This window comes from Elioraea rosea (assembly GCF_007644105.1).
Classification (GTDB): domain Bacteria; phylum Pseudomonadota; class Alphaproteobacteria; order Acetobacterales; family Acetobacteraceae; genus Elioraea_A; species Elioraea_A rosea.
Genome location: NZ_VFAC01000051.1, coordinates 1 through 22,321, shown reverse-complemented (window position 1 = coordinate 22,321; position 22,321 = coordinate 1). Strand labels below are relative to the sequence as shown.

13 protein-coding genes and 1 pseudogene are annotated in these 22,321 nt (G+C 71.1%); 7 read left to right on the top strand and 7 right to left on the bottom strand.

Features of this window, described 5'->3' with window-relative positions; translation table 11 throughout:
* The 5 genes and pseudogenes from FIF60_RS19600 to FIF60_RS19580 all read left to right on the top strand — a co-directional run.
* Positions 1-374 (top strand): annotated as a pseudogene (locus tag FIF60_RS19600) (hypothetical protein); the annotation flags it as partial.
* 61 nt (positions 375-435) lie between these two features.
* The gene (locus FIF60_RS19595; protein WP_144299981.1) at positions 436-816 is read left to right on the top strand and encodes a hypothetical protein; all 381 of its coding nucleotides are present in this window, start codon (positions 436-438) and stop codon (positions 814-816) included.
* Between the two features lie 16 nt (positions 817-832).
* Complete coding sequence (locus tag FIF60_RS19590) at positions 833-1,270, top strand: OmpA family protein (protein WP_158639314.1); 438 nt, start codon at positions 833-835, stop codon at positions 1,268-1,270.
* Between the two features lie 7 nt (positions 1,271-1,277).
* The gene (locus FIF60_RS19585; protein ID WP_144299979.1) at positions 1,278-1,952 is read left to right on the top strand and encodes a glycine zipper 2TM domain-containing protein; all 675 of its coding nucleotides are present in this window, start codon (positions 1,278-1,280) and stop codon (positions 1,950-1,952) included.
* A complete protein-coding gene (locus tag FIF60_RS19580; RefSeq protein ID WP_144299978.1) occupies positions 1,949-2,428 on the top strand; it encodes a hypothetical protein in 480 nt (159 codons plus the stop codon). The genes FIF60_RS19585 and FIF60_RS19580 overlap by 4 nt, the downstream gene beginning before the upstream one ends.
* Here FIF60_RS19580 and FIF60_RS19575 read toward each other — a convergent pair.
* Genes FIF60_RS19575 through FIF60_RS19545 form a run of 7 tightly spaced genes read right to left on the bottom strand, consistent with a single transcriptional unit; the run spans position 2,413 to position 14,510 of the window.
* On the bottom strand, positions 2,413-4,005 hold the full coding sequence (locus tag FIF60_RS19575; RefSeq protein ID WP_144299977.1) for a formylglycine-generating enzyme family protein: 1,593 nt from the start codon (positions 4,003-4,005) through the stop codon (positions 2,413-2,415). The two genes, FIF60_RS19580 and FIF60_RS19575, sit on opposite strands and share 16 nt — an antisense overlap.
* Positions 3,998-5,206: a lipoprotein ABC transporter permease gene (locus tag FIF60_RS19570; RefSeq protein WP_144299976.1), complete on the bottom strand. Its 1,209-nt coding sequence runs from the start codon at positions 5,204-5,206 to the stop codon at positions 3,998-4,000. Before FIF60_RS19570 ends, FIF60_RS19575 begins: the two co-directional genes overlap by 8 nt.
* A complete protein-coding gene (locus FIF60_RS19565; RefSeq protein WP_144299975.1) occupies positions 5,199-5,906 on the bottom strand; it encodes an ABC transporter ATP-binding protein in 708 nt (235 codons plus the stop codon). The genes FIF60_RS19570 and FIF60_RS19565 overlap by 8 nt, the downstream gene beginning before the upstream one ends.
* Positions 5,903-7,828 carry a vWA domain-containing protein gene (locus FIF60_RS19560; RefSeq protein WP_144299974.1) on the bottom strand — a complete coding sequence of 642 codons (1,926 nt, stop codon included), beginning with the start codon at positions 7,826-7,828 and terminating at the stop codon, positions 5,903-5,905. The genes FIF60_RS19565 and FIF60_RS19560 overlap by 4 nt, the downstream gene beginning before the upstream one ends.
* Positions 7,825-8,886, bottom strand: coding sequence for an SEL1-like repeat protein (locus FIF60_RS19555; RefSeq protein WP_144299973.1), 1,062 nt, complete (start codon positions 8,884-8,886; stop codon positions 7,825-7,827). Before FIF60_RS19555 ends, FIF60_RS19560 begins: the two co-directional genes overlap by 4 nt.
* Before the next feature lie 12 nt (positions 8,887-8,898).
* On the bottom strand, positions 8,899-11,541 hold the full coding sequence (locus tag FIF60_RS19550; protein ID WP_144299972.1) for a virulence factor SrfC family protein: 2,643 nt from the start codon (positions 11,539-11,541) through the stop codon (positions 8,899-8,901).
* Positions 11,538-14,510: a virulence factor SrfB gene (locus FIF60_RS19545; protein ID WP_144299971.1), complete on the bottom strand. Its 2,973-nt coding sequence runs from the start codon at positions 14,508-14,510 to the stop codon at positions 11,538-11,540. Before FIF60_RS19545 ends, FIF60_RS19550 begins: the two co-directional genes overlap by 4 nt.
* A gap of 270 nt (positions 14,511-14,780) precedes the next feature.
* Between FIF60_RS19545 and FIF60_RS19540 the strand changes: the two genes are divergently transcribed.
* The gene (locus tag FIF60_RS19540) at positions 14,781-19,094 is read left to right on the top strand and encodes a choice-of-anchor I family protein (protein WP_144299970.1); all 4,314 of its coding nucleotides are present in this window, start codon (positions 14,781-14,783) and stop codon (positions 19,092-19,094) included.
* An 85-nt stretch (positions 19,095-19,179) separates the two neighbouring features.
* Complete coding sequence (locus FIF60_RS19535; protein WP_144299969.1) at positions 19,180-22,320, top strand: endonuclease/exonuclease/phosphatase family protein; 3,141 nt, start codon at positions 19,180-19,182, stop codon at positions 22,318-22,320.
* The last annotated feature ends 1 nt before the right edge of the window (position 22,321 follow it).

Genomic DNA, 22,321 nt, shown 5'->3' with positions numbered 1-22,321 from the left:
CCCCGCCGCCGCCGCAGCGCCCGCCGCCGCCACCGCCGCGGCCCGAGCCGCCCGTCCGCCCGCCGGATGCGCAACCCTGCGATGCCGAGACGCGCTCCGGCGGCAGGGGCGTGACGCGCACGCGCCACTTCCTCGGCAACCGGCCGGGCCGGGTGACGCTGAACTACAACACCCGCATCGAGCCGGATCAGATCGACGTGTATTACCGCGGCAGGCTCGTCTCCAGCACCTACCGGCCCGTCTCGGGCATCGGCGCGATCAGCTTCGACTACCAGCCGACGGGCGGCGGGCCGGAGGCGAACACGGTCGAGGTAGTGGTGACTGGCCGGGGATGGACGACGCAATGGAGCTACACGATGGGCTGCCCGCGCTGAGCCGCCGCGCCGCCGCTCCTTCGACACCCCACCGCCACGATGACGGTGCTAGGATGGCCGCATGAAGACAGCCCTTGCCCTCGTCGCCCCAGCCGCGCTGGCGCTTGCCGCCGCACATGGCTCCGCCGCCGCCCAGCAGAGGCAGGCCCAGCCCAGGCAGGACGGTGCGGTCGCCTCGCTGCTCCGCAGCGCGGGCGTCGAGCCGACGGAGGCCGCCGTCGCCGGCACGGATGCGAAGGCACGCGCCCAGGCGCTCGATGCGCTCGAGAAGCGCTACGACCTGCCCCGCTCGCTTCTGGACCGGGAGAACACCCCGCCGCCCAACGCAGCGGAGGTGATGGATCGTCTCGGGCTCGTCCGCCACCCCGGCGTGCCGATGACCGATCTCTCGGGCAGGACGCCGACGGCGCGCGAGATCACCGATGCGCTCGGACCGCGCTGACATGGCGGGCGGTGGCATGAGGCGCCGCGCCCTCGTGCTCGGCGCGCCCGCGGTGCTCGCCGCCTGCCAGACGAACCCGCAGGCCGCCCGCATCGCGGAGATGACGACGCGCGGCGTGGTGCTGACGGTCAATTTCGACCTCAACAGCTACGCGATCCGCCCCGATGCGCGCGAGGTGCTCGAACCGCTCGCGGTCGCGCTGCAGGACCCGGCGCTCGAGCAGTTCCGCTACGAGATCAACGGCCACACCGACAGCACCGGCCGGCTCGGCCGCAACATGGCGCTGTCGGACCTGCGCGCCGCAGCCGTGGTCGATTTCCTGGCCGATCGCGGCGTCGCGCGCTCGCGCATGCGGCCCCAGGGCTTCGGCCCGCTGCAGCCGCTCGACCCGGCAAACCCGCGTGCCGGCATCAACCGGCGCGTCGAGGTCTTCGCCATTCCTCCAACCCGCTGATCGCCCGATGCTCGCACGGCTTTCCCGCTGCCGCCCCCTAGCCCTCCTCGCCGCCTCGCTGCTGCTTCTCCAAGCCTGCGCGACAACAAACGCGGGCGGAGAGCCGCTGAGCCCGGCCCAGCAGCAGCTTCGCAGCCAGACCGAACGGTTCAACGACACGATCGCGACCGGCGTCGTTATCGGCGCGGTGGCGCTCGGGCTGCTCGGCGCCCTGCTCGGCGGCAACAACAGCCGCGGCCAGGGCGCGGTGCTCGGCGCTGCCGCGGGTGCCGCACTCGGCGGCGCGGCCGGCTACTACATCGCCACCCGGAACGAGCAGTTCGCCAACCGCGAGCAGGCGGCCAATGCCCGCATCTCCGCCGCAAACCGCGAGGCGAACGACCTCGAGCGCACCGCTCTCGCGGCCGAGCAGGTGGCGAAGGAGAACCGAGCGCGGCTCACGCAGCTCCAGGCCAAGGTGCGCGCCGGCGAGGCGACGGCCTCTCAGCTCCGTGCCCAGGCCCAGACGGCGCAGACCGATCTCGGCCTGATGAACGAGGCGATCGAGCATTCGCGCAAGGTAGAAAGCGCGATGCGGGCCGACGGCGCGCCGCAGGCCGCCTCGGTCGCCGACAGCCGCAAGCGCATGGAGGATGCGGCGCGCGAGCTGCAGGGCGCGCTCGCCCAGGTTCCGGCGGCATGAGGCGGGCGGTTCTGGCGGTGGCACTCATGCTCGGCGCCTGCGCGCAGAGCGGCCCTGCGGCGGAGCGCGGCTTCTTCGGCGGCATCGGGGCTGCCATCAGCGGCGAGGACCAGCGCCAGGCCCAGGCCATCGAGGGCCAGGCCCAGGCGGCGGAGACCCGCGCGCTCCAGGCGCGAGCCTCGGCCGTTCAGGCGGAGCAGCGGCAGCAGGCCTCGGCCTCGGCCGTGCGCGACGCGGAGCGTCGGCTCGCCTCGCTCGACCGGCAGATCGCCTCGATGCGGCAGAACCTCACAGAAGCCCGCGCGAGCCGCCCGAACGACCCGCAGGGCGCGCAGCTTTCCGGCCGCATCGAGGCGCTCGACCGGGAGCGCGCTGCCGCCGCCGCCGCACCGCGTGCCGACCCCGCAACCGCCCAGCGCCTCGAGCGCCAGGGGCAGGAGCTGAACCGCGCGCTCGAGGCTTACGGCCGTCTCTGAGCCGGTGGCGGGCGCTGGGCCGGGCTCAAGCCCGCAGCGGCGAGAATCTCCCGTTCCGCCACCTCCGGCGAAGGCAGCCGCCCCGCCTTGGAGGCCTGCATGTGACGCGCCGCGAGGGCGGCGAGCTCCGGCCCCAGAGGCAGGCTGCGCGAGCGCATCTCCGCCTCGACGATCCGGGCCTGGGCGGTGATCGCCTGTGCCTCCGCCTCGCCCCCCTCGCGCACCGCGCGCAAATAGGCATCGAGCACCTGCGCGACGGCGGCCGGCGTGTCGGCCACGCGGCGTTCGAGCGCGGTCGCCGCGCCGGAGACCGTGCCGCGCGACGCCTCGGGCACCATCGGCGCCATGCCTTCGAGAAGCCCGCGCAGCGCGGTCAGCACCGCGACGTTGCCGCGCGAGATCGCGACGACGCGGGCGAGCGTCGAGGCCGCCTCGATCTGCGCCTTCAGTGCCGCCGCAGCCTGCTCGCCGCGCGCCCGCTGCTCGCCGGCAAGCGCGGTCTCGACGCGGGTGAGGCCGCGGCGCACGGCCTCGTCAGGCGTGTCGCGCTTCAGCGCGGCGAGGATCTCGGCAGGGTTCTCCGCGGTGAACTGCCGCCCCCGCGCCTCCGCCTCGAAGGCGCGGGCGAAGGCGTCCGGCGCGCCGTCATCGACCGTGACGACGAGGCCGAGGGCTGCGCGGAAACCGACCATGCGCAGCGCGAGCGGCGCGCCCGTGCGTGGGTTGAAGGGCGGATACTCCTCGCGCAGGGAGGAGCGCATCTGCTCCTCCGCGGTAAGGAAGTGCCCGCCGCGCGCGACCGCCCCGCCAGGCTGCCCGTGCGGCCGGCCGACGACGGAGAGGCGGTAGGGCTCGAGCACCCATTCGGCGACGTTGCCGAGCATGTCGAAGAGCCCAAGCGGGCCCGGCTTCAGGCTGCCCGCCGCCCGCGCCCGACCATCCGCCGAGCTGGGGCCCGCGAACCAGGCATGCGCGGCGAGCCCTTCCGAAAACGGCGGCGTGCGCGCGGCGAACTCGCCCTCGCCTAGGCTCGCCCCGCCGCGCGCGGCATACTCCCACTCCTCCTCCGTCGGCAGCCGGACGAAGGCGACCGCGTCGCCGCGCTTCGGCAGCTGGTCGCGCGCATTCGCGAGCGCCCAGGCAGAGAGCTTCGCGGTGAAGGCGACCGCGTCGAACCACGACACCTCCGCCCGCGGCACCCTGCCGGCCTCCAACGGCGTCGGGCACTCGGCATCCATCACGGCTGCGTACTGGTCGCGCGTCACCTCCATCTTGCCGAGATAGAAGACGCGCTTGCCGCCTGCGACGAACGGGCCCGCGACATGGGCGCGGCGGGGGAACTCGGCATAGTCCGACCCGGTGTCGGGCTGGCCGACGGTCACGGGACGGTCGGCGAGCGCCCCGTCCTGCATCGGCGTCTCGACGGGGCGGAAGGCCATGCGCCCGCCGCAGGGAAGCGGCAGGACGAGATCGTCGCGGATCGGCGAGGGGTTCCACAGCGCGGGCGGCCAGGCGGCCTGCGCCAGCGCAGGCGCGGGCAGGAGCACGAGCAAGGCGGCGAGCAGGCGTTCACGCATCGCGCATCCCCTCCCCTGGCGCGATCGACGCCGCGCGGCGAGCCGCGAAGCCTGCGGCGAGCAGCGCGCCAACCAGCGTCGCGGCAGCCGCAAGCGCGATGTCGCGCGCCCCGATCGCCGAGACGGCGCGGCCCTCCGCGACGGCGAGATCGAGCCGGTTGACGAATGTTTCGAGGCCAAGCGCAACGGTCGCGGCAAGCGCGACGCCTGCGAGCGCGAAGGCTGCCGCCTGCGTCGCGGGAAACGTCACGAGCCCGCGCGCGGAGAGGCCCATCAGGCGCAGGAGTGCGAGGTCCCGCCGCTTCCGCTCGACATTGGCGTAGAGCCCGACGCCGAGGCCGACGAGGTAGCCCGCGCCGCCGAGCGCGGCGATGGCCGCGAACAGCGTCGCGAGGTTGCGGTCGAGCGCGAGAAGGGCGGCGACATCGGCCGCGCGCGTATCGGCCTCGATCCCCATCGCGCGCAGGTCGCGGGCGAGCGCCACGACATCCTCGATACCGCGCGCGTAGAGGCGGAACCCGGCATAGGCGCGGGCCGCATCGGGCGCCGCGTCGACCTCGGGCACCTCGGCGCCGATCGTCCCGTCCTGGAAATCCTCCGCGAGCAGAAGCAGCGGCAGTTGCAGGAACGCCGCCTCGCGCGCGAAGGCCGCAGGCGGGGCGACGGCAGCGACCGTCACGTCGAGCGCGAGCGTCTCGCGCTGCCCGCCCATGATGCGGTCGATGCGCATGCGAAGCGGCGCCCCGGCCTCAGCGCCGAGGCGTTGCGCGAGCGGCGCGGAGAGGACGACGCTTCTCCCCTCCGGCATGGGCAGGCCGGCAAGAAGCGGGTCGCCGGCTGCGGTGGCGAGAAGCTCGGCCCTCACCGGCTGGTCGGACGCGTCGGGGCGGGCGAAGCCGCCGGAGGCAGCGAGGGTGCGCGTGCGCGGCACGACGAAGGCGACGTCGCGTCGCGCGCGCATCGCCTCGAAGAAGCCCGCATCGAAGCTCCGGTTGGCGGTGTTGACCACCTCGCGCGCGCGCGGGCTCTGCGTCAGCCCGTCGCGGATGGCGGTGACGATGCCGGCCTTCAGCCCCGCGAGAACGATCAGCGGCGCGAGGATGGCGGCGATGCCGATGACGGTGGCGAGCGACAGCCGCGCATCGTGCCGCGCATCGGCGAGCGCGAGGCCGGCTGCGAGACGCCCCGTCCCCCTAGCCATGCGCGAGCCTCGAGCGGTTCTGCCCCGGAACGGGAACGATCGGCACCACCGGAAGGCCGAAGCGCAGCGCGCGGTCGGGGTCGTGCGTGGCGAGAAGGAGTGCTGCGCCATGCGTGGCCGTCTGCTGGATGAGCAGTTCGAGGACGGTGTCTGCCATCTCGGGGTGAAGCGAGGCGGTCGGCTCGTCGGCGAGCACGAGAGCGGGGCGATGCGACAGGGCGCGCGCGATGGCGGCACGCTGCCTCTGCCCGACCGACAGCGCGGCGGGCTTGCGGTCGAGCGTCGCAGCGATGCCGAGCGTCTCGGCGAGCGAGGCGACATGGGCCGGCTCCTCGCGGCCTGCGAGGCGCTGCGGCAGGGCGATGTTGGCGCGGACGGTGATGAAGGGCAGCAGCGCGCCGGTCTGCAGAACGTATCCGATGCCCCCCGCGCGGAGGCGCGCCAGCGCATCCTCCCGCCCCTCGCGCCAGAGTGCTGCGGCATCGTTGCCGGCGACCGAGAGCGCCGCGGCTCTGTCGGGCGGCACGGCAAGGGCGGCGAGGTCGAGAAGCGTCGACTTTCCCGCCCCGGAGGGGCCTGCGACGGCGACGGCCTGGCCGGCCCCGAGCACGAAACGATCCACCTCCAGCACGAAGGCGCCTGCCCCGCTGCCGTTCGACCGCACCAGCCCCTCGATCAGTAGGGCCGGCGCGCCGCTCACGGAAGGGCGGAGAGAGGCACGGGGTACATCGCCTCGTTCGGGCTCCTCGCCCCGTCGAGGTTAACCCAGAGCTCGGGCTGGCGGGCATACTCCTCGTACAGGCGCAGCTTGCTGGAAAGCCCGTTGATGATCTCCCGCCGCGCGCCCGCGCCCATCGTCACCCACTCGTCCTCCGTCACCCCCATGATGGCGGAGCGGTAGGGAAGCCCCTCGAGATAGTCGCCGAACACGCCGGCGACGCGCTGCAGCTCGGCGATGCGGCGGGGGTCGCGCGACAGCGCGGCGGCGAGGCCGCGAAGCCTGCCGAAGAAGGTTTCCGGAGCCAGCCGCCCCGCCGTTCCGGCCTCGATGATGCCCTTCAGCGTGTTGGCGAGATCGGAGAGCTGGTTCCGCGTCAGGAGCACGCGCACCTCGAGCGGGCGGCGGATGGGAGATGGGTTCGTCCAGTCCTCGTCGACGGTGAAGCTGCGGATCACGTCCGGCGCCGCCGCGCCCGTGGCGCGGCCGAGATAGGAGAGCCGCATCGCGTGCGCGACCACGGCCGTCTCCTCGGCGATGCGGCTCTGCTGCGCGGAGCCCGACGGCGCGATGCCGCCGATCGGCCGCCCGACCGTATTGGCGACCTGGGTGAGGATCGCATCCGACAGCGTGTCGACCACGTTGCCGAAATCCTCGACGCTGCCTTCCGGCACCGGGTAGTAGAGCGGCCCGACGCCGGGAAAGTCGGTCAGCGCGCGGTACTGCCGCTCGGCGCGGGCATGGTTGGTCCGACCCTCGGGCGTCTTCAGGTGGATCGCGTAGATCGCGACCTGCTTCGCCTCCGATCGCGCGATGGCGCGGACGCCGTCGATCGTCAGCCCCGTGGTCGACCGCGGGTCTGGCGCCTCCTGCGCGCCGGCATCGGTGATCAGGATGATGTAGCGGCCGCCGAACTCGCTCCACTTCACCTCGTCGAGCGCAGTCTTGAGGCCGGCGATCGCATCCTCGTCGAACCCGTCGGTCGAGACGGTCGCCTCGCGCACCGCGCCGATGCGGCCGAGCAGCGCATCGGGTGCCTCGCGGAAATCCGGCGCGGCGACGAGGCGCGACGTGTACTCGATCGCCGCCCGCCCCGCCGCGGTGCCGCGATAGGCGACCATGCCGAAGCGGAAATTGTCGCGCACCGCCGTGTCGCCGATCCGGCGCACGACGCGCGCGATCGCCTCGCGCGTGCGGGCGATGTAGGGCTCCATCGAGATCGTGGTGTCGACCACGAACACCACGGCCCCCTTGAAGTCGCGCAGGGCCTCCGGGCTCGCACGCGGAGCGGCCTCGCGCGAGGGCGCGCTGATCACCTCGAGAAGCCGGGCAGACGGCCCGCGCTCGGGCTCCATCATGCGGGCCGACAGGATGGGCAGCAGGTAGAAGTTGCGCGTGATGTCGACGAAGCTCTCCGGCTCCTTCGCGATCACTGGCCCCTCCGTTCCCGCCGCGGCGCCCTGGCGGAACGCGGCGGCGCGCTGCGCGCGGTCAGGCGCGACCCAGGCGTCGCGCACCGTGTCGCCGTCGCGGAAGAACAGCACGGGGTCGCGCCCGGCCGGGTTGGTGAAGGCCAGGATCATCGTGTGGCGCCAGTCGATCACCTGCGCGGCGCGGATGAAGCCGCTCGTGCGCCCATCCGCCCCCTCGCCGACCTCGACCCAGGCATTCGCGCCCTCGCCGCCTCGGCCATAGACGTAGAACACCGAGAAGCCGGGGACAGGGCGGCCGGCGGCTTCCGCGCGTGGGCTGAGCGCCGCGCCAGGCCGGGTGATGACGCGCTGGTAGAGCGTCGTCGTTCCCTCGATCGTGAGCGGCTGGCGCCTCTGCTGCGCCTCCGCCGCGCCATGGGGAAGCAGCGGGAGCAGCAGGAGCGCGGCGAGCACAAGACGGATGAGCGTCATGGCCAGAACTCCCTCAGCGCCTCGGCGGCCGTCACGTTGCCCTGCGCGGCGGCCTGCTCAAGATACGTCTTCAGCGCCTCGCGCAGGGGCAACACCTGCGTGTCCCCCGCGGTTGCGGCGCGGCGGTAGTAGTCCGCCGCCTGGCGCAGGTCGGGAGAGGTGAAGGGCCGCCCAGGCTGGAAGCCGTTCGGATCGTAGAGACGCCCGAGCGCGGTCAGCGCCGGGGCGATGCCACGATCGGCCGCCTCCTCGAACAGGACGAGCGCATCGTCGTGGCGGCCTGCCTGCTGCCGCCGCAGCGCCACGGCAAGGATGCCTTCGGGGTTCGGCGTCTGCTGCACTACCTCCTGGAGCGAAAGCTGGTCGGTTCCCTCCGGCCAGGCCGGGGGGGTGGGTTGCTGCGGCCGCACCGGCTCCGGCGTTGCGATCACAGGCGCGGGCTCGGCTGCGTCCTTGTAAAGGAACCACCAGGCACCCCCGGCCGCGACGGCGCCGACGACGAGAAGCGCGACAAGGTATAGGGGCCAGCGCGGGCCCGGCGGCTGCGGTGGCCCTGGCGGTGGAGGAGGCGGCGGGACGATCCGTTCCCGCTCGCGCTCCTGCCGTTCGCGTTCCAGCTGCTCCCGCTCCCGGCGCTCGCGCTCCTCCTCGTCCCGCGTCTTTGGCCGCCTGCCGCTGTCTGGCGGTGGCGCGGGCCCGCGCGTCGCGAGGTCGAGCGCGTCGTCTCCCTCGTCATAGACGGGGATGTCGCCCGGCCAGAACAAGGCCAGGTCACGCCCCTGCCCGGGAAGCCGAAGCGTCAACGGCCCGGGCTCGACGTGCCGGACGAGGGCGGGCGAGAGCACGAGCACCGGCGCGCCGCCCTCGCTCTCGACGGAAGCGGGCTCGAGCACCGCCTCGCCCACCTGCCAGCCGCGGGGGCCGAGATGCGCGGTGGCGTAGCCCTCGCGCAGGATGCAGAAGCGGAGATCGCTGCCCTCGGCGACGCCGCGCAGGACGATGCGCGCATGGCCCAGCGGGCGGGACGTGTCTGCCTCTGCACGGAGGGAGGGCGGCATGCTTGCGCTTCCTCAGGCGGCCGCGCGAAGGCTCGCGAGGATGCGGCCGAGCCGGGCGTTCGCCTCGGAATCGACCCGCCCGCCGAAGGCATGGTCGACATTGAGGTCGATCAGCCTGGCAAACCCGGTGATCCAGTCGACCGTGAAGTTCGTCTCGAACGGGGCGGGCGTCGGGCCGAGCGTGGGGATATCCTCCGCAGCCTGGCGCTCGGCGAAGATCGCCCGGCCGTCGCGCTGCACCTTCGGCCTCTGCCCTTCCGGTTCCTGGTCGAAGCCGAGCCAGGAGACATGGTCGTTGATCGCCCGCTCGGCCACCATCACGGGCCGCGTCAGGCTCTCCGACAGGCGCTCATGGAAGCTGGACAGCGCGCGGATGCGCCCCGCCATGTCCTCGCGCAGCCCCCGCGTGGCAGCGCCGGTCTCCACCTGCGTCGCGATGAACACCGCCGCCTCGCGCGGCAGGCGCAGAAAGCCCGTCATCACCGGGTCGTCTGCCAAGGCGCCGAGCCGCTCGCCCCAGGTCTCCAGCGCGGCCTCGGCCATGCGGTCTGCCATGTCGGTCGCGCGCGCAGGCGCTGCCTGGGGGGGTGACGGCTCCTCGCCGAACAGGCCCGCGAGCTCGCCCGCGAGATCGGCCTCCGCCACCGCAGCCCCGACGATCGGCGCCGCCGCCTCCTCCTCGGGCGCGGACAGTACGAGGCGCGTGAAGGCCGCCTGCAGCGCCTCGTTCTCGACCATCATCGCCTTGAGCAGGAGGCCGAAGCGCTGCGCCGCCGCCGTTCCCGCCATCGCGCGCGCGGCCTGCGCGCCCTCCGCGCGCCGCTTGGCCCGTTCCGCTTCCCGATTGTCGCTGACATGGAACGGGTCGAGGCGGATCGCCATCGCCTTGGCGAGCGAGGCGAGGCGGGCGGCGACCTGGCCGCGCTTGAGCGCCGGGTTGCACACGGGGGCGAGCCGCGCTGCGAGATGCGTCACGCCGCCGTCGTTGAGCTTCATCGCCTCGTCCCACGCCAACGCCGGGTCGGCGAAGTGGCGCTTGACCGCTTCGGTCGCGATGAACTCGGCGCGGAACCGGTCCATCCTTGCCGGCTCGCGCCAGCCCAACTCCCGGCGGCTGTCGTCGTATTCGAGCAGGCCCTTGGCGATGAAGTTCGGGTTGCGAAGCCAGAACGTGTTGTCGAAGGGCCGCCCCGGCGTCCACTCCAGCGGCCAGGAATGGTCGAGCGCGAGAAAGCTCGTGACGTTCGCCTGGATGCGGGCGGACCAGCGGTTCGGCCCCTGCCCTTCCCCAGGCTCGGACGCGCCCTGCTTCTCCTCGAACTCGGCGTCGAACTTGGTGAGCACGAGGAACAGCGCCGTCGGATGCTTGGCACGCTCCTCCGGCGTCGCGCCATGCGTCGCGTCGACCCATTCGCGCACCATGCCGGGAAGCGTGCGCACGTCCTGGTTCGAGGGGCCGATGCAGAGCAGCATCGCCGTCAGCTCCTGGTCGGCGACGTAGCGCTGGTAGAGATAGGCGACCTTGCCGCGGAGATAGAGCGGCGCAAGCTTGGAGGCGTCGGCGAGGTAGTCCTCTGGGTCGTTCAGCACCTCGCGCGACCGCGCACCGGGGAAGTCGAGCAGGTCCGTGCCGCTCATGAAGTCCCAGGGCTGCTCGGCGAGGGTAAGGCGAAGCTCGGCGATCAGCGCGGTGACGACGGCGCGCGGGAGCGAGGCGGAGCGGCCCGCGCGTGTGGCGACCGTCAGCGGCTTGCCGGAATCGGGCGCAGCGAGCGTCGCGAGCGTATCGACGTTGATGACGCTGATCTCGCGCGGCAGCAGCGCCTCGAGAGGCAGGAAGGCCTCGTCGGGATCGCCGAGCGCCTCGAGCGCCTCGGCGAGCCGCCGCGCCGTCGCCGTGTAGGCAGGAAGCAGGTTCCAGAGCGGCGCGAACAGCTCCGCCCTGTCGGACACCGAGAGCGACGGGGCGAGCGAGACGGCCTCGCGCCAATAGGCGCTGCCGAGGCTGAGGATCACCGGGTGGCCGCGGAAGTACTTCTCGAAATACTCCTGGAGATCATAGACGAGATCCTCGTCCATGCCCTTCGCCGGGACGGCCTTGGCGCGCCCAGCCAGCGTCGCGAGATGCGCCGCGAGCCTGTCGGAGGCAAGCGGGGCGACCTTGTCGCGGTTGAAGTCCTCGAGGAAGGAGTTGCCGAGGATCTTGATCACGTCCGTCTGCGTCAGCATCCGCACGCAGACGGGCGCGCCAGGCAGGCCTGGCGTGGGGCGCATCGAGAAGCGGGTGACGAGGCCGGTCGCCTCCTTGCCGCCCTCGGGGTTGATCCTGCGAACGAAATCGACCGGTTCGCCGTCGAACAGCGCGTTGACGGGGTTCTGTCCCTTCCGCGCGAGCGCAGAGATCAGGTAGCTCTTGCCAGCCTGCGACGGGCCGAACACCGAGACGCACATCGGCCGCTGCGCCGCTGCGGCGAGCTTGCGTGCGGCGAGTCCGAAGCGGCGGAAATCGCGCGCGAGCGCGGGTCCGGCCTCGCGCACCGTCGCGCCGTTCTCGCCGATCCAGCCGAGCGCGCCGGTCGCCGCCTCCGCCACCTTGAGGCAGCGCGCGGCGAGCGCGGCATCCTCCGGCGCGACCATCCCCGTGTCGTTGCTCATGGGACCGACAGCGCCCCCGTGTCGCGCCAGTAGCCTGCCTCCTCCTCGAGCGTCTGCAGCCGCAGCGTCACCTCGCTCGTGCGCAGGTTGTCGCCCTCCGCGTCGACCACCTCGCTGATGCGGAAATCCTCGCGCCTGAGCTCTGCATCGGCACGCTCCGGGTCGACCTCGGCGCGCTCGACCGTCACGGTCAGAGGCAGGGCGAGGCGGCGGACCGAAGCGGGGTTGGCGAACTCCATCCGGTAGAGGCGCGTTGCCGTCCACCGCTCGAGGTCGAGCTGGCGGAAGCCGAGGAAGGCAGGCGCGGCGAAGGGAATGCGGAACGACACCGCATCGCCCTGCGGCCTCGCCGCGAGGTCGGCCTCGCGCAGCAGCACGTTGGCGTCGCGGATCTGACCGGTCTGGTCCATCAGCCCGATGTAGCGTGCCGTCGAGGTCATGCCGAGCTTCGAGGCGCGCAGCAGGAAGCCCTCGAGGCGCCCCTCGGCCGTGGCCGAGATCATCGCGCCCACCGCGGCGGTGGTCTTCGGGTCCGACACATGGCCCGACGCGTCGCGGAAGGGGAACCACTGCTCGATCGCGTAGCCGTCCATCGGCACCACCTTGTGCGGCGGTACCGGAAGCCGGCTCGTGACGATGTCCTTCACCGCGCGCAAGCGCGACGGCCGGCCCGACAGAAGCAGCACATCGACGTCGAAGGCGTGCACCACCTCGGTGAGCTCGGCGAGCACCGGGCCGAGCGCCGCACCGACCACGGCATCGACCTGGGCGGCGCCCGCGGCGAACACCACCTCACCGAGGACGAACCCCTTCGCGCCGCGCGCCGAAGCCTGGTCCTCGAGATGGGCGATGGCCCGCGCGCCGGCCGGCAGCCCGGCGAGAATCGCGGCGGCGCTGTCGCGCAGCACCTCTCCCCCTTCCCGCCCGCGCAATCCCTCGTAGGCGCGCAGGATGGCGATGCCGATCGGCTCGAGAACGAGCTGGACGAACTGCCGCGCAAGGTGCCTCTCCTGCTCGCTCTGCCCGGCGCGGGCGCCGGCGAGAAGCTCGCGCAGAAGCGCCTTCGGCCCCGTCGTTCCGGCAGAGGCGAGCGCGGCCTCGAGCTGCGGCAGCAGGATCGTCTGGATGACGGCCTGCAGCACCTCGTCGCCGGCGATGCGGAAGCCCTCGCGGAAGTTCTGCTTCGGCGTGATCGCCTGGCCCTCGCCTGCCGTGTAGGTCGCGATCATCAGGTCGGTCGTGCCGCCGCCGATGTCGATCGAGGCGATGCGCAGCGACGGCGCTGGGCCGTAGCCCGCGCGCACGCGCCCCTTCAGGCCGAACAGGAGCTTCGGGTCGGAGCGCAGCTTCCAGCGGCATTCGTTGTAGAGCCAGACGAGCTGCGTCGCCGTCGCCTCGTCGAGATTGGCGATGATCTCGGGCTTCTGCGCCGGCCGCGGCAGCGCGGCGTCGGCCCCCTCGTCGCTCCAGCCCATCAGCCGCCAGGCGAGGTCGACCGCCGCGCGGGCGCGGTCCTTCAGGATGCGCTGCTCGGCGAGCGGCATGGCGGGGGGAAGCGTGAGCACGAGCCGCCGGAGCCTGCGGGGCACGTGCACCGAGCCGCGCGCGGCGCGGATGTCGGGCGCGTTCATCTGCACCGCCGCCTGCATCAGGATCTCGGTCAGCAGGAAGGTGGTGAGCGAGGAGCGGGAGAAGCGCGCGCGGGAGCCTGCGGAGAGCCGGTGGCGGATGGTTTCGAGAACCTCGCCCTCCTCGCTCACATGCTCCATGAACGGCCCGCTCACCGGCGGTTCCGTCGTCGTGCCGTCGGCGCCGAGGCCATTGAAGCGCCAGGCGAGCGCCGTGGGCCGCGTGTCCCAGAGATAGCGCTTCGGGCTCGAGAGCCCCGTCGCACCCTCGTTGCCGCGCGCATCCGCCGAGAGGCGCACGGCCTCGGGCCCGACGCGGACCGGGTTCGCCCAGTGGAAGGCGCTCGGCCTGCCGGAGCGGCGGCTCAGCGCATCGCGGCCGAAGCTCGCGCGGGCGAACTCCACGCGGCTCTCGAAGGGCTGCTCGTAGAGGTTCTCAGGCGCCGAGAGGTCGCGTAGGCGGAGAACGTAACCGTTGTTGAAGTCGAGCGGACGGTCCGGGTGATCCTCGACGACCACCCCGCAGGTCCGCGCATTGCCGATGTCGAGCACCAGGTCGACATCGATCGGCCGGTAGGCGGCGACGGGGCCGGCCGAGGCCATCACCTTCACCCGCGGGAGCCTGCCCCATTCGTCGAGGATGGCCAGGAGCGTGAGCATTCGCGCCCAGTGCTCCGCCCGCCAGGGAAGGTCCTCCGGCCGAAGCGGGCGCCCGCCGCGCGCCGCCTGGCGCGCCTCGCGGAAATTGGCATCGAGCCACTGGTCGACCCAGAGCTCCTTCAGGAACCAGGCATTCTGCGCCCCCTCGACGGCGAGCGCGTACTCGGTTTCCTCCGCCGTCGGCGCCAGCGCGACATAGGGCCTACCGCGCGGAATCAGGCCGGTGTCGAAGGCAAGCGTGATGGCATGGGTGTTGCCCGCACGGTCGGGGGCGGCGAGCGGCGCGATGCGGATGCGCGCCCAGTTCGTCGGTCCGTCCTCGAGGGCGAGCCCGCCATCGGGCCGCGGCCCCTTCACCTGGAAATAGGGAAGCGGCGTCCAGGTGCCGAGCGCGAGCTCGAGCGCCTGGGTGCGGCCGATCTGGTAGATCCTGTCCTCGGGCGGTCGCGTGCCCGTCACGGGGTCGAACAGCGTGCCGTCCGGGTCGGCCTCCAGCGCGCGAAGGATGATCCGCGGCCGGCCATCGGGGCCGAGGTCCTCCCGCAGCTCCTCTTCCCAGAACGGCCGCGTCAGCCTCGGCAGGGCAGCGAGGTCACAGCGGAGGTCGACGATCTGGATGCCGCTCTGCGGCACCAGGCTCACGAGCGGTCGGGTCTGGAAGGATGGCGCTTCTGCTGGCACGCGGTCGGATGTCCCGGAAACAGGTCAGGAAAGCTTGCGGCACGGGGCCGCCCGTCTGTGCCGGCCGATCATGGCTGAACGAGGCCCATGCGCCAAGCGCGGGCATGCCGAGGGCCAGGCGCATCACCACCACGGGTTGTCCGCACGCCCGGGCGATCTCGTTCGGTGCCGAACCTTAATGGTCCTTTAACAATACCGACACGGCCCGATCCGCAAAGACGCGGCAGGTTCCCCCCGCGCCACCGGGAACGCCAAGGGGGATTTCCAGCGATGTCAACGACCCTGTCCTCGTCGACCGTCTTCACGTTCGACCACGCGACGGAAACATCCGCCGCAAAGAACGCCGAGGTTGCTGCGTTCGATCAGGCAACGGGGCTGATCTTCATCGCCGCCCAGGACGGGGTGGACGTGCTGAACCGCGCGGGCGAGCTGGTTGGCACGATCGTCACCTCGGCGCTCGGCAATCCCAACAGCGTCGCGGCGAAGGACGGGGTGGTCGCGATCGCGATCGAGGCCGACCCGAAGACCGAACCGGGCAAGGTCCTGGTGCTCGACGTCTCGTTCGAGGACGGCACGTTCTCGGCCACCGAGCGGTTCGTTGCCGAGGTGGGCGCGCTGCCCGACATGGTGACCTTCACCCCGGACGGCACAAGGCTGCTCACGGCCAACGAAGGCGAGCCGAACAGCTACGGCGAGCCGGACAGCGTCGACCCCGAGGGCTCGATCTCGATCATCGATGTCGCCACCGGAGCGGTGCAGACGGCCGATTTCACCGCCTTCAACGGCCAGGAGGATGCGCTTCGCGCCGCCGGCGTGCGCATCTTCGGACCTGGTGCGACGACCGCGCAGGACCTCGAGCCGGAATACATCGCCGTCTCCCCCGATGGCGCGACGGCCTATGTGACGCTGCAGGAAGCGAACGCGCTCGCGGTGGTCGACATCGCGACGGCGACGATCACGCAGATCGTGCCGCTCGGCTTCAAGGACCATTCTCTGCCCGGCAACGAGATCTCGGCCTCCGACTCCGACAACGTGTTCGACCCGCAGACCTTCCCCGTGTTCGGCATGTACAACCCCGACGGCATCGTGGCGGTTGAGCTTGGTGGCGAGACCTACCTGATCACCGCCAACGAGGGTGACGCACGCGACTACGACGGTTTCGCGGAGGAAGCGCGCGTCCGCGACCTCACGCTCGATCCGGTCGCCTTCCCCGATGCGGCGGCGCTGCAGCAGGACGACGCGCTCGGCCGGCTGACCGTGACGACGACGCTCGGCGACACCGACGGGGACGGCGACTACGACGCACTCTACACCTTCGGCGGCCGCAGCTTCTCGGTGTGGACGACCGGGGGCGAGCTCGTCTTCGACAGCGGCAACATGCTCGACGAGATCATCGCGACCCAGTTCCCCGCTCTCTACGACGAGAACCGCGACGACAACAAGGGAACCGAGCCCGAGAGCCTCGCGGTCGCGACCATCGGCGGCAACGACTATCTCTTCGTCGCGCTCGAGCGTTCCAACGCAACGATCTCGTTCCGCATGGACGGGCCGACCGAGTTCACCTTCGCAGGCGTGTTCGCGAACGAGGGCGACGAGGCGCCGGAAGTGATCACCATCATCCCCGAGAGCGAGGAAGGCCCCGCGACCCTCGTCGCGCCGAACGAGGGAAGTGCCACGACGACGGGCTACGCGCTCTCAGAGACCTTCACGCTCAACCTGCTGCACCACGCCGATTTCGAGGGTAACACCAACGCCATCGCCGATGCGCCGCGGCTCGCCGCTCTGTTCGACTTCTTCGACGACGCGCCGAACACGCTGAAGCTCTCCGGCGGCGACAACTGGATCCCCTCGCCCTGGTACAACGCCCAGATCCCCGCGAACGCCGACATCCTGAAGCCGGCGCTGCAGGGCGTGTACGAGGCGCTTCTCGGCCTGCCGGAGGGGAGCCTCACCGGCCTTGCCATCAGCCCCGGCGTGATCGACCAGGCGATCCTCAACATCATCGGCATCGATGCCTCCGCGATCGGCAACCACGAGTTCGACCAGGGGCCGGCGGCCGTCGCGCGCATCATCGAGTTCGCCGCCAACGCCTCGCTCTCGGGCGACGCGGGCACGTTTGAGCTCGGCGACATCACCAATATCGGCGCGCTCTATCCCACCCTCAGCGCCAATCTCGACTTCACCGGCAACACCGATCTCGCCGACAGCTTCACCGCCGCGCTGCGCGACAGCCGCGACTTCACGATCACCGACCTCTCCTCGAGCGAGGCGATTGCTGCGAACCTTCCCGCAAACGGTGCGCCGAAGCTCGCGCCGTTCTCCACCATCGAGGTCGGCGGCGAGACGATCGGCATCCTCGGCGCGACGACGCAGCGTCTTGCGCAGATCTCCTCTCCCGGCTCGGTCACCGTCGAAGGTGCGCCGGGGGCGGACGACATGCCGCTCCTCGCCGCCCAGCTCCAGGACGACATCGACGCGATGACGGCCGCGGGGATCAACAAGATCATCCTCGTGAGCCACCTGCAGGACTACCGCAACGAGCAGGAGCTCGCAGGCCTTCTCACCGGCGTCGACATCATCCTCAGCGGCGGCTCGGACGCGATCTTCGCAAACCCGAGCGACACGCTGAAGCCCGGCAACACGGCGGCGGAGGCCTATCCGCTGATCCATATCGGCGCCGACGGGCTTCCGGTTCTGCAGGTCAACACCGACGGCCAGTACAACTACATGGGCCGCCTCGTCGTCACCTTCGACGCAGACGGCGTGATCATCGCCGACAGCCTGAACACGACCGACCCGACGGCGGCCGACTACAGCGGCGCCTACGCGACCACCGATGAGGTCGTCGCCGGCCTATGGGGCGAGGCCGACCCGTACGCCGAGGGCACGCTCGGCGGCCAGGTGACCATCCTCGCCGAGGCGATGGATCAGATCATCGGCGCCAAGCTCGCAAACGTCGCTGGCTACACGGAGGTGTTCCTCAACGGCCTGCGCGGCGACGTGCGCAACCAGGAAACCAACCTCGGCAACCTGACGGCGGACGCCAACCTCCATGCCGGCGAGCAATTCGTCGTGGCCAATCCCGGCGCGGGCGAGGGCATCCCGCTCGTCTCGCTGAAGAACGGCGGCGGCATCCGCGCCGAGATCGGCCTGCCGCTCGGCGTCGAGGGGCCGGAGCCGCCGGTTGGCGGTGTGGTGAGCCAGCTCGACATCGAGACGGCGCTCGCCTTCAACAACGCGCTCGTCATCTACCCGACGACGGCCGAGGGGCTGCTGAACCTGCTCGAGCACGGCGTGCGCAACGCCGGCACGACGGCGGGCCAGTTCCCGCAGGTCGGCGGCCTTTCCTTCAGCTACGACCCGGACCTCCCGCCTGGTGACCGCATCCTCTCGCTCGCCATTCTCGGCGAGGACGGCGCGCCGGTGCTTGGCCTAGTGCAGGACGGCGCGCTGATCGTGCCGGCCGACACGCCCGTCAACGTGGTCACGCTCTCCTTCCTCTCCGGCGCGGACGGCGACGGCTATCCCTTCGCCGCGAACCGGCGCGAGGGAGAGAGCGACATCCCTCTCTTCGCCGAAGGTTCGGTTCCTGACTATGACGAGCCGGGCTATGAGCAGCAGGCGCTTGCCGAGTATCTCTCGACGTTCCACGGCACGCCCGAGGCCGCGTTCGGGGCGGAGGACACGGGACGCGCCGACGACACGCGCATCCAGAACCTGAACTTCCGCGACGACACGGTGCTGGACGGCCTCGACATCGGCGAGGCGGCGTCGCTGTCGTTCACCCTGTTCCAGGATGCGGTGATCCCTGGCCGGCCAGAGATGCTGTGGGCGGGCGAGCTTGCGTCGCTTGTGCTGGAAGAGGGCTCTGATCCTGTCGAGGTGACGGGTCCTGTCACCGTCTCCGAGGAGGACGGCGACGTCTCGGTGTTCGGCGCGGCCTTCGCGAACGGTGCCGCCTTCTCCGCCGACGCGCCCCTCGTCTCGCTCGACTGGAACGAGGGCACGGCGACGCTGTCGCATCTCGCGCCGTGGAACGCCATCAAGGTGCTGTCGCTGATCGCCTTCACGGGCCCGGCGCTGACCCTCGAGGGCTGGGTGGATGTCGATGTCGACCTCACTGCGCTCGAGGACGCGATCGACCTCGCCGTCGACGGCTCCAAGCGCGGCGAGATCGCCACCGGCGCGGGCGATGACGTGATCACCATCGGTGCAGACAGCAACGAGACGCGGTGGTCGAACCTCTTCACGATCGACACCGGGGCCGGGGACGACACGGTCACGGTCGGCGATGCCTCGCGCGCCTATGCGGCGGAGAGCTTCGGCGAGAGCTTCTTCTCCGCCAACACGACGGTGGAGATCCGCCTCGGCGAGGGCGACGACGCCTACCAGGGCACGGGCCGCGACATCGCCGTCTATGACGGGGCGATCGAGGGATATCTCATCACCGCCCTCGAGGGCGGCGGCGTCCAGGTCGAGGATATCGACCTCGGCGACGGCGACGAGGGCACCGACACGCTCCTCGGCGTCGCCTTCATCCGCGCCGGCGGCACGACCTACGCACTCGACGACCTCTTCGCCTGAGCGGTCAAGGCAAGGGGGGCTGCGGCCCCCCTTTTCCTGATCCTTCTTGTTACGTTCACGTTACATCATCGACCGGGAGCGCCAGATGGATCCGATCACCGTCGTCATCAACGAGTTCAGCGCATCGACTGCGGGAACCGATGTCGAGTATGTCGAGCTGTTCTCCCTGCCCGGGACCGATCTGAGCGGCTACACCCTGGTCCAGATCGAGGGCGATTCCGGCGCAACTGCCGGGACGATCGACAGCGCGACCGCCGTCACGGGCACGACGGATGCCGAGGGCATCCTTCTTCTCTCGCTTGCCGCCAACACGATCGAGAACGGCACGGTCACGCTTCTCCTCGTGAAGGACTTCACGGGCAGCACGGGCACCGACCGCGACGCCGACAATGACGGCACGCTCGATGCCACGCCGTGGGCGGAGATCGCCGATGGCGTTGCCGTCAATGACGGTGGCGCGGGCGATCTTGCCTACGCCGATGTCGTCCTTGGGCCGAACTACGATGGGCTCTCGACCTTCGCGCCGGGCGGCGCATCGCGCGTCCCCGATGGCGAGGACACCGGCACCGCGGCCGACTGGGCACGCAACGACTTCGACCTCGCCGGCATCGCCGGGTTCACCGGAACGCCCCAGGAGGGCGAGGCGCTGAATACGCCGGGCGCGCCGAACGCCCTGGTCGGCGACGATAGCGGCTCGGGCGGCGAGCCGGAGGCCGCGACCATCATGCAGGTCCAGGGTTCGGGCCATGTCTCCGCCTTCGTCAACGCGCGGGTGACCACGTCCGGCATCGTCACGGCCGTCGACAGCAACGGCTTCTACATGCAGGACCCGGCAGGAGACGGCGACGTCGCGACGTCCGATGGCATCTTCGTCTTCACCGGGTCGCGCCCGTCGCTCGCCACCGGCGATGCGGTCGACGTCGAGGGCCGCGTCGTCGAGTTCGCGCGCAACGGCGCCCCCGGCCACCTCACGATCACCCAGATTGACAACGCCGACATCACCGTGACGAGCAGCGGGAACACTTTGCCGGACGCCGTCGTCATCGGCAGCGGCGGGCGCCTGCCGCCGACGGACGTCACAGACGACGACGGCTTCGCGAGCTATGACCCCGAGACCGATGGCGTCGACTTCTTCGAGAGCCTCGAGGGGATGCGGGTGCAGATCAACGAGGCGCTCGCCGTCGCCCCGTCCTTCAATTCCGGAAGCAACCCCGGCGAGACCTGGGTGGTCGGCGACGGCGGCGCCAACGCGACCGGCCTGAACAGCCGCGGCGGGCTGACGCTCACCGAAAGCGACGACAATCCCGAGCGCATCCAGGTCCAGGCAGACAGCGGAATCCTTCCCGGTTTCGGCTTCTCGACGAATGTCGGCGACACGCTCGGCACGATCGTCGGCGTCATGGACTACGACAGCCGTGGCAATTTCGAGGTTCTGCCCACTGAGGCCTTCACCATCACGCCAGGCGGGCTGGCGCGCGAGGCGACGGAGCTTGCGGGGAGCGAGAGCACCCTTCTCGTCGGCACCTTCAATGTCGAGAACCTCGATCCGTCAGACGACAAGTTCGGGCTGCTCGGGCAGCAGATCGCAGAGGCGCTGAACGCGCCCGACATCATCGCGCTGCAGGAAATCCAGGACAACAGCGGGCAGAACGACGACGGCATCACCGACGCCTCGGAGACCTATCAGGCGCTGATCGAGGCCATCGTGGCCGCGGGCGGGCCGGAATACGAGTTCTTCGATGTTGCTCCCGCGAACAACACGGCCGGGGGCGCGCCCGGAGGCAACATCCGCGTCGGCTACCTCTACAACCCTGCGCGCGTCGACCTGGTCGAGGAGAGTGTCCAGCAGGTGCTCGACAGCGACCTGTCCGATGGCAATGCCTGGTTCGAGACGCGCATCCCGCTCAGGGCAGACTTCGTCTTCCAGGGCGACCCGGTGACGCTGATCAACAACCACTGGTCCTCCAAGGGCGGCTCCTCGCCGCAGTTCGGCTCCATCCAGCCTCTCGTGAACGGCTCGGAGGACCAGCGCGTCGCCCAGGCGCAGGTCCTCTACGAGTATGTCGCCGACATCCTTGCCGCAGATGCCGAGGCGGCGGTCATGGTCCTCGGCGATCTGAACGAGTTCCCCTGGGAGGATGCGCTCGACATCGTCACGGGCCGCGATGCCGGCGAGCAGATCCTGTTCAACGTGTTCGAGGACCAGTTCGCGGAGGCAGAGCGCTTCGAGTACGTGTTCGACGGCAACCATCAGGTTCTCGACCACGTGCTGGTCTCTTCCGCGCTGCGCCAGATCACGGTGTTCGACCCCGTGCACGTCAACAGCCAGTGGGGCGTCAACGATCCGGGCAGGAGCTCGGATCACGACCCGGCCGTCGCGGCCATCGCCTTCCCCTCCTCCGTGGCAGACGCCCTTCTCTCCTTCGGGTTGTTCCAGGATGCGGTGATCCCTGGCCGGCCAGAGATGCTGTGGGCGGGCGAGCTTGCGTCGCTTGTGCTGGAAGAGGGCTCTGATCCTGTCGAGGTGACGGGTCCTGTCACCGTCTCCGAGGAGGACGGCGACGTCTCGGTGTTCGGCGCGGCCTTCGCGAACGGTGCCGCCTTCTCCGCCGACGCGCCCCTCGTCTCGCTCGACTGGAACGAGGGCACGGCGACGCTGTCGCATCTCGCGCCGTGGAACGCCATCAAGGTGCTGTCGCTGATCGCCTTCACGGGCCCGGCGCTGACCCTCGAGGGCTGGGTGGATGTCGATGTCGACCTCACTGCGCTCGAGGACGCGATCGACCTCGCCGTCGACGGCTCCAAGCGCGGCGAGATCGCCACCGGCGCGGGCGATGACGTGATCACCATCGGTGCAGACAGCAACGAGACGCGGTGGTCGAACCTCTTCACGATCGACACCGGGGCCGGGGACGACACGGTCACGGTCGGCGATGCCTCGCGCGCCTATGCGGCGGAGAGCTTCGGCGAGAGCTTCTTCTCCGCCAACACGACGGTGGAGATCCGCCTCGGCGAGGGCGACGACGCCTACCAGGGCACGGGCCGCGACATCGCCGTCTATGACGGGGCGATCGAGGGATATCTCATCACCGCCCTCGAGGGCGGCGGCGTCCAGGTCGAGGATATCGACCTCGGCGACGGCGACGAGGGCACCGACACGCTCCTCGGCGTCGCCTTCATCCGCGCCGGCGGCACGACCTACGCACTCGACGACCTCTTCGCCTGAG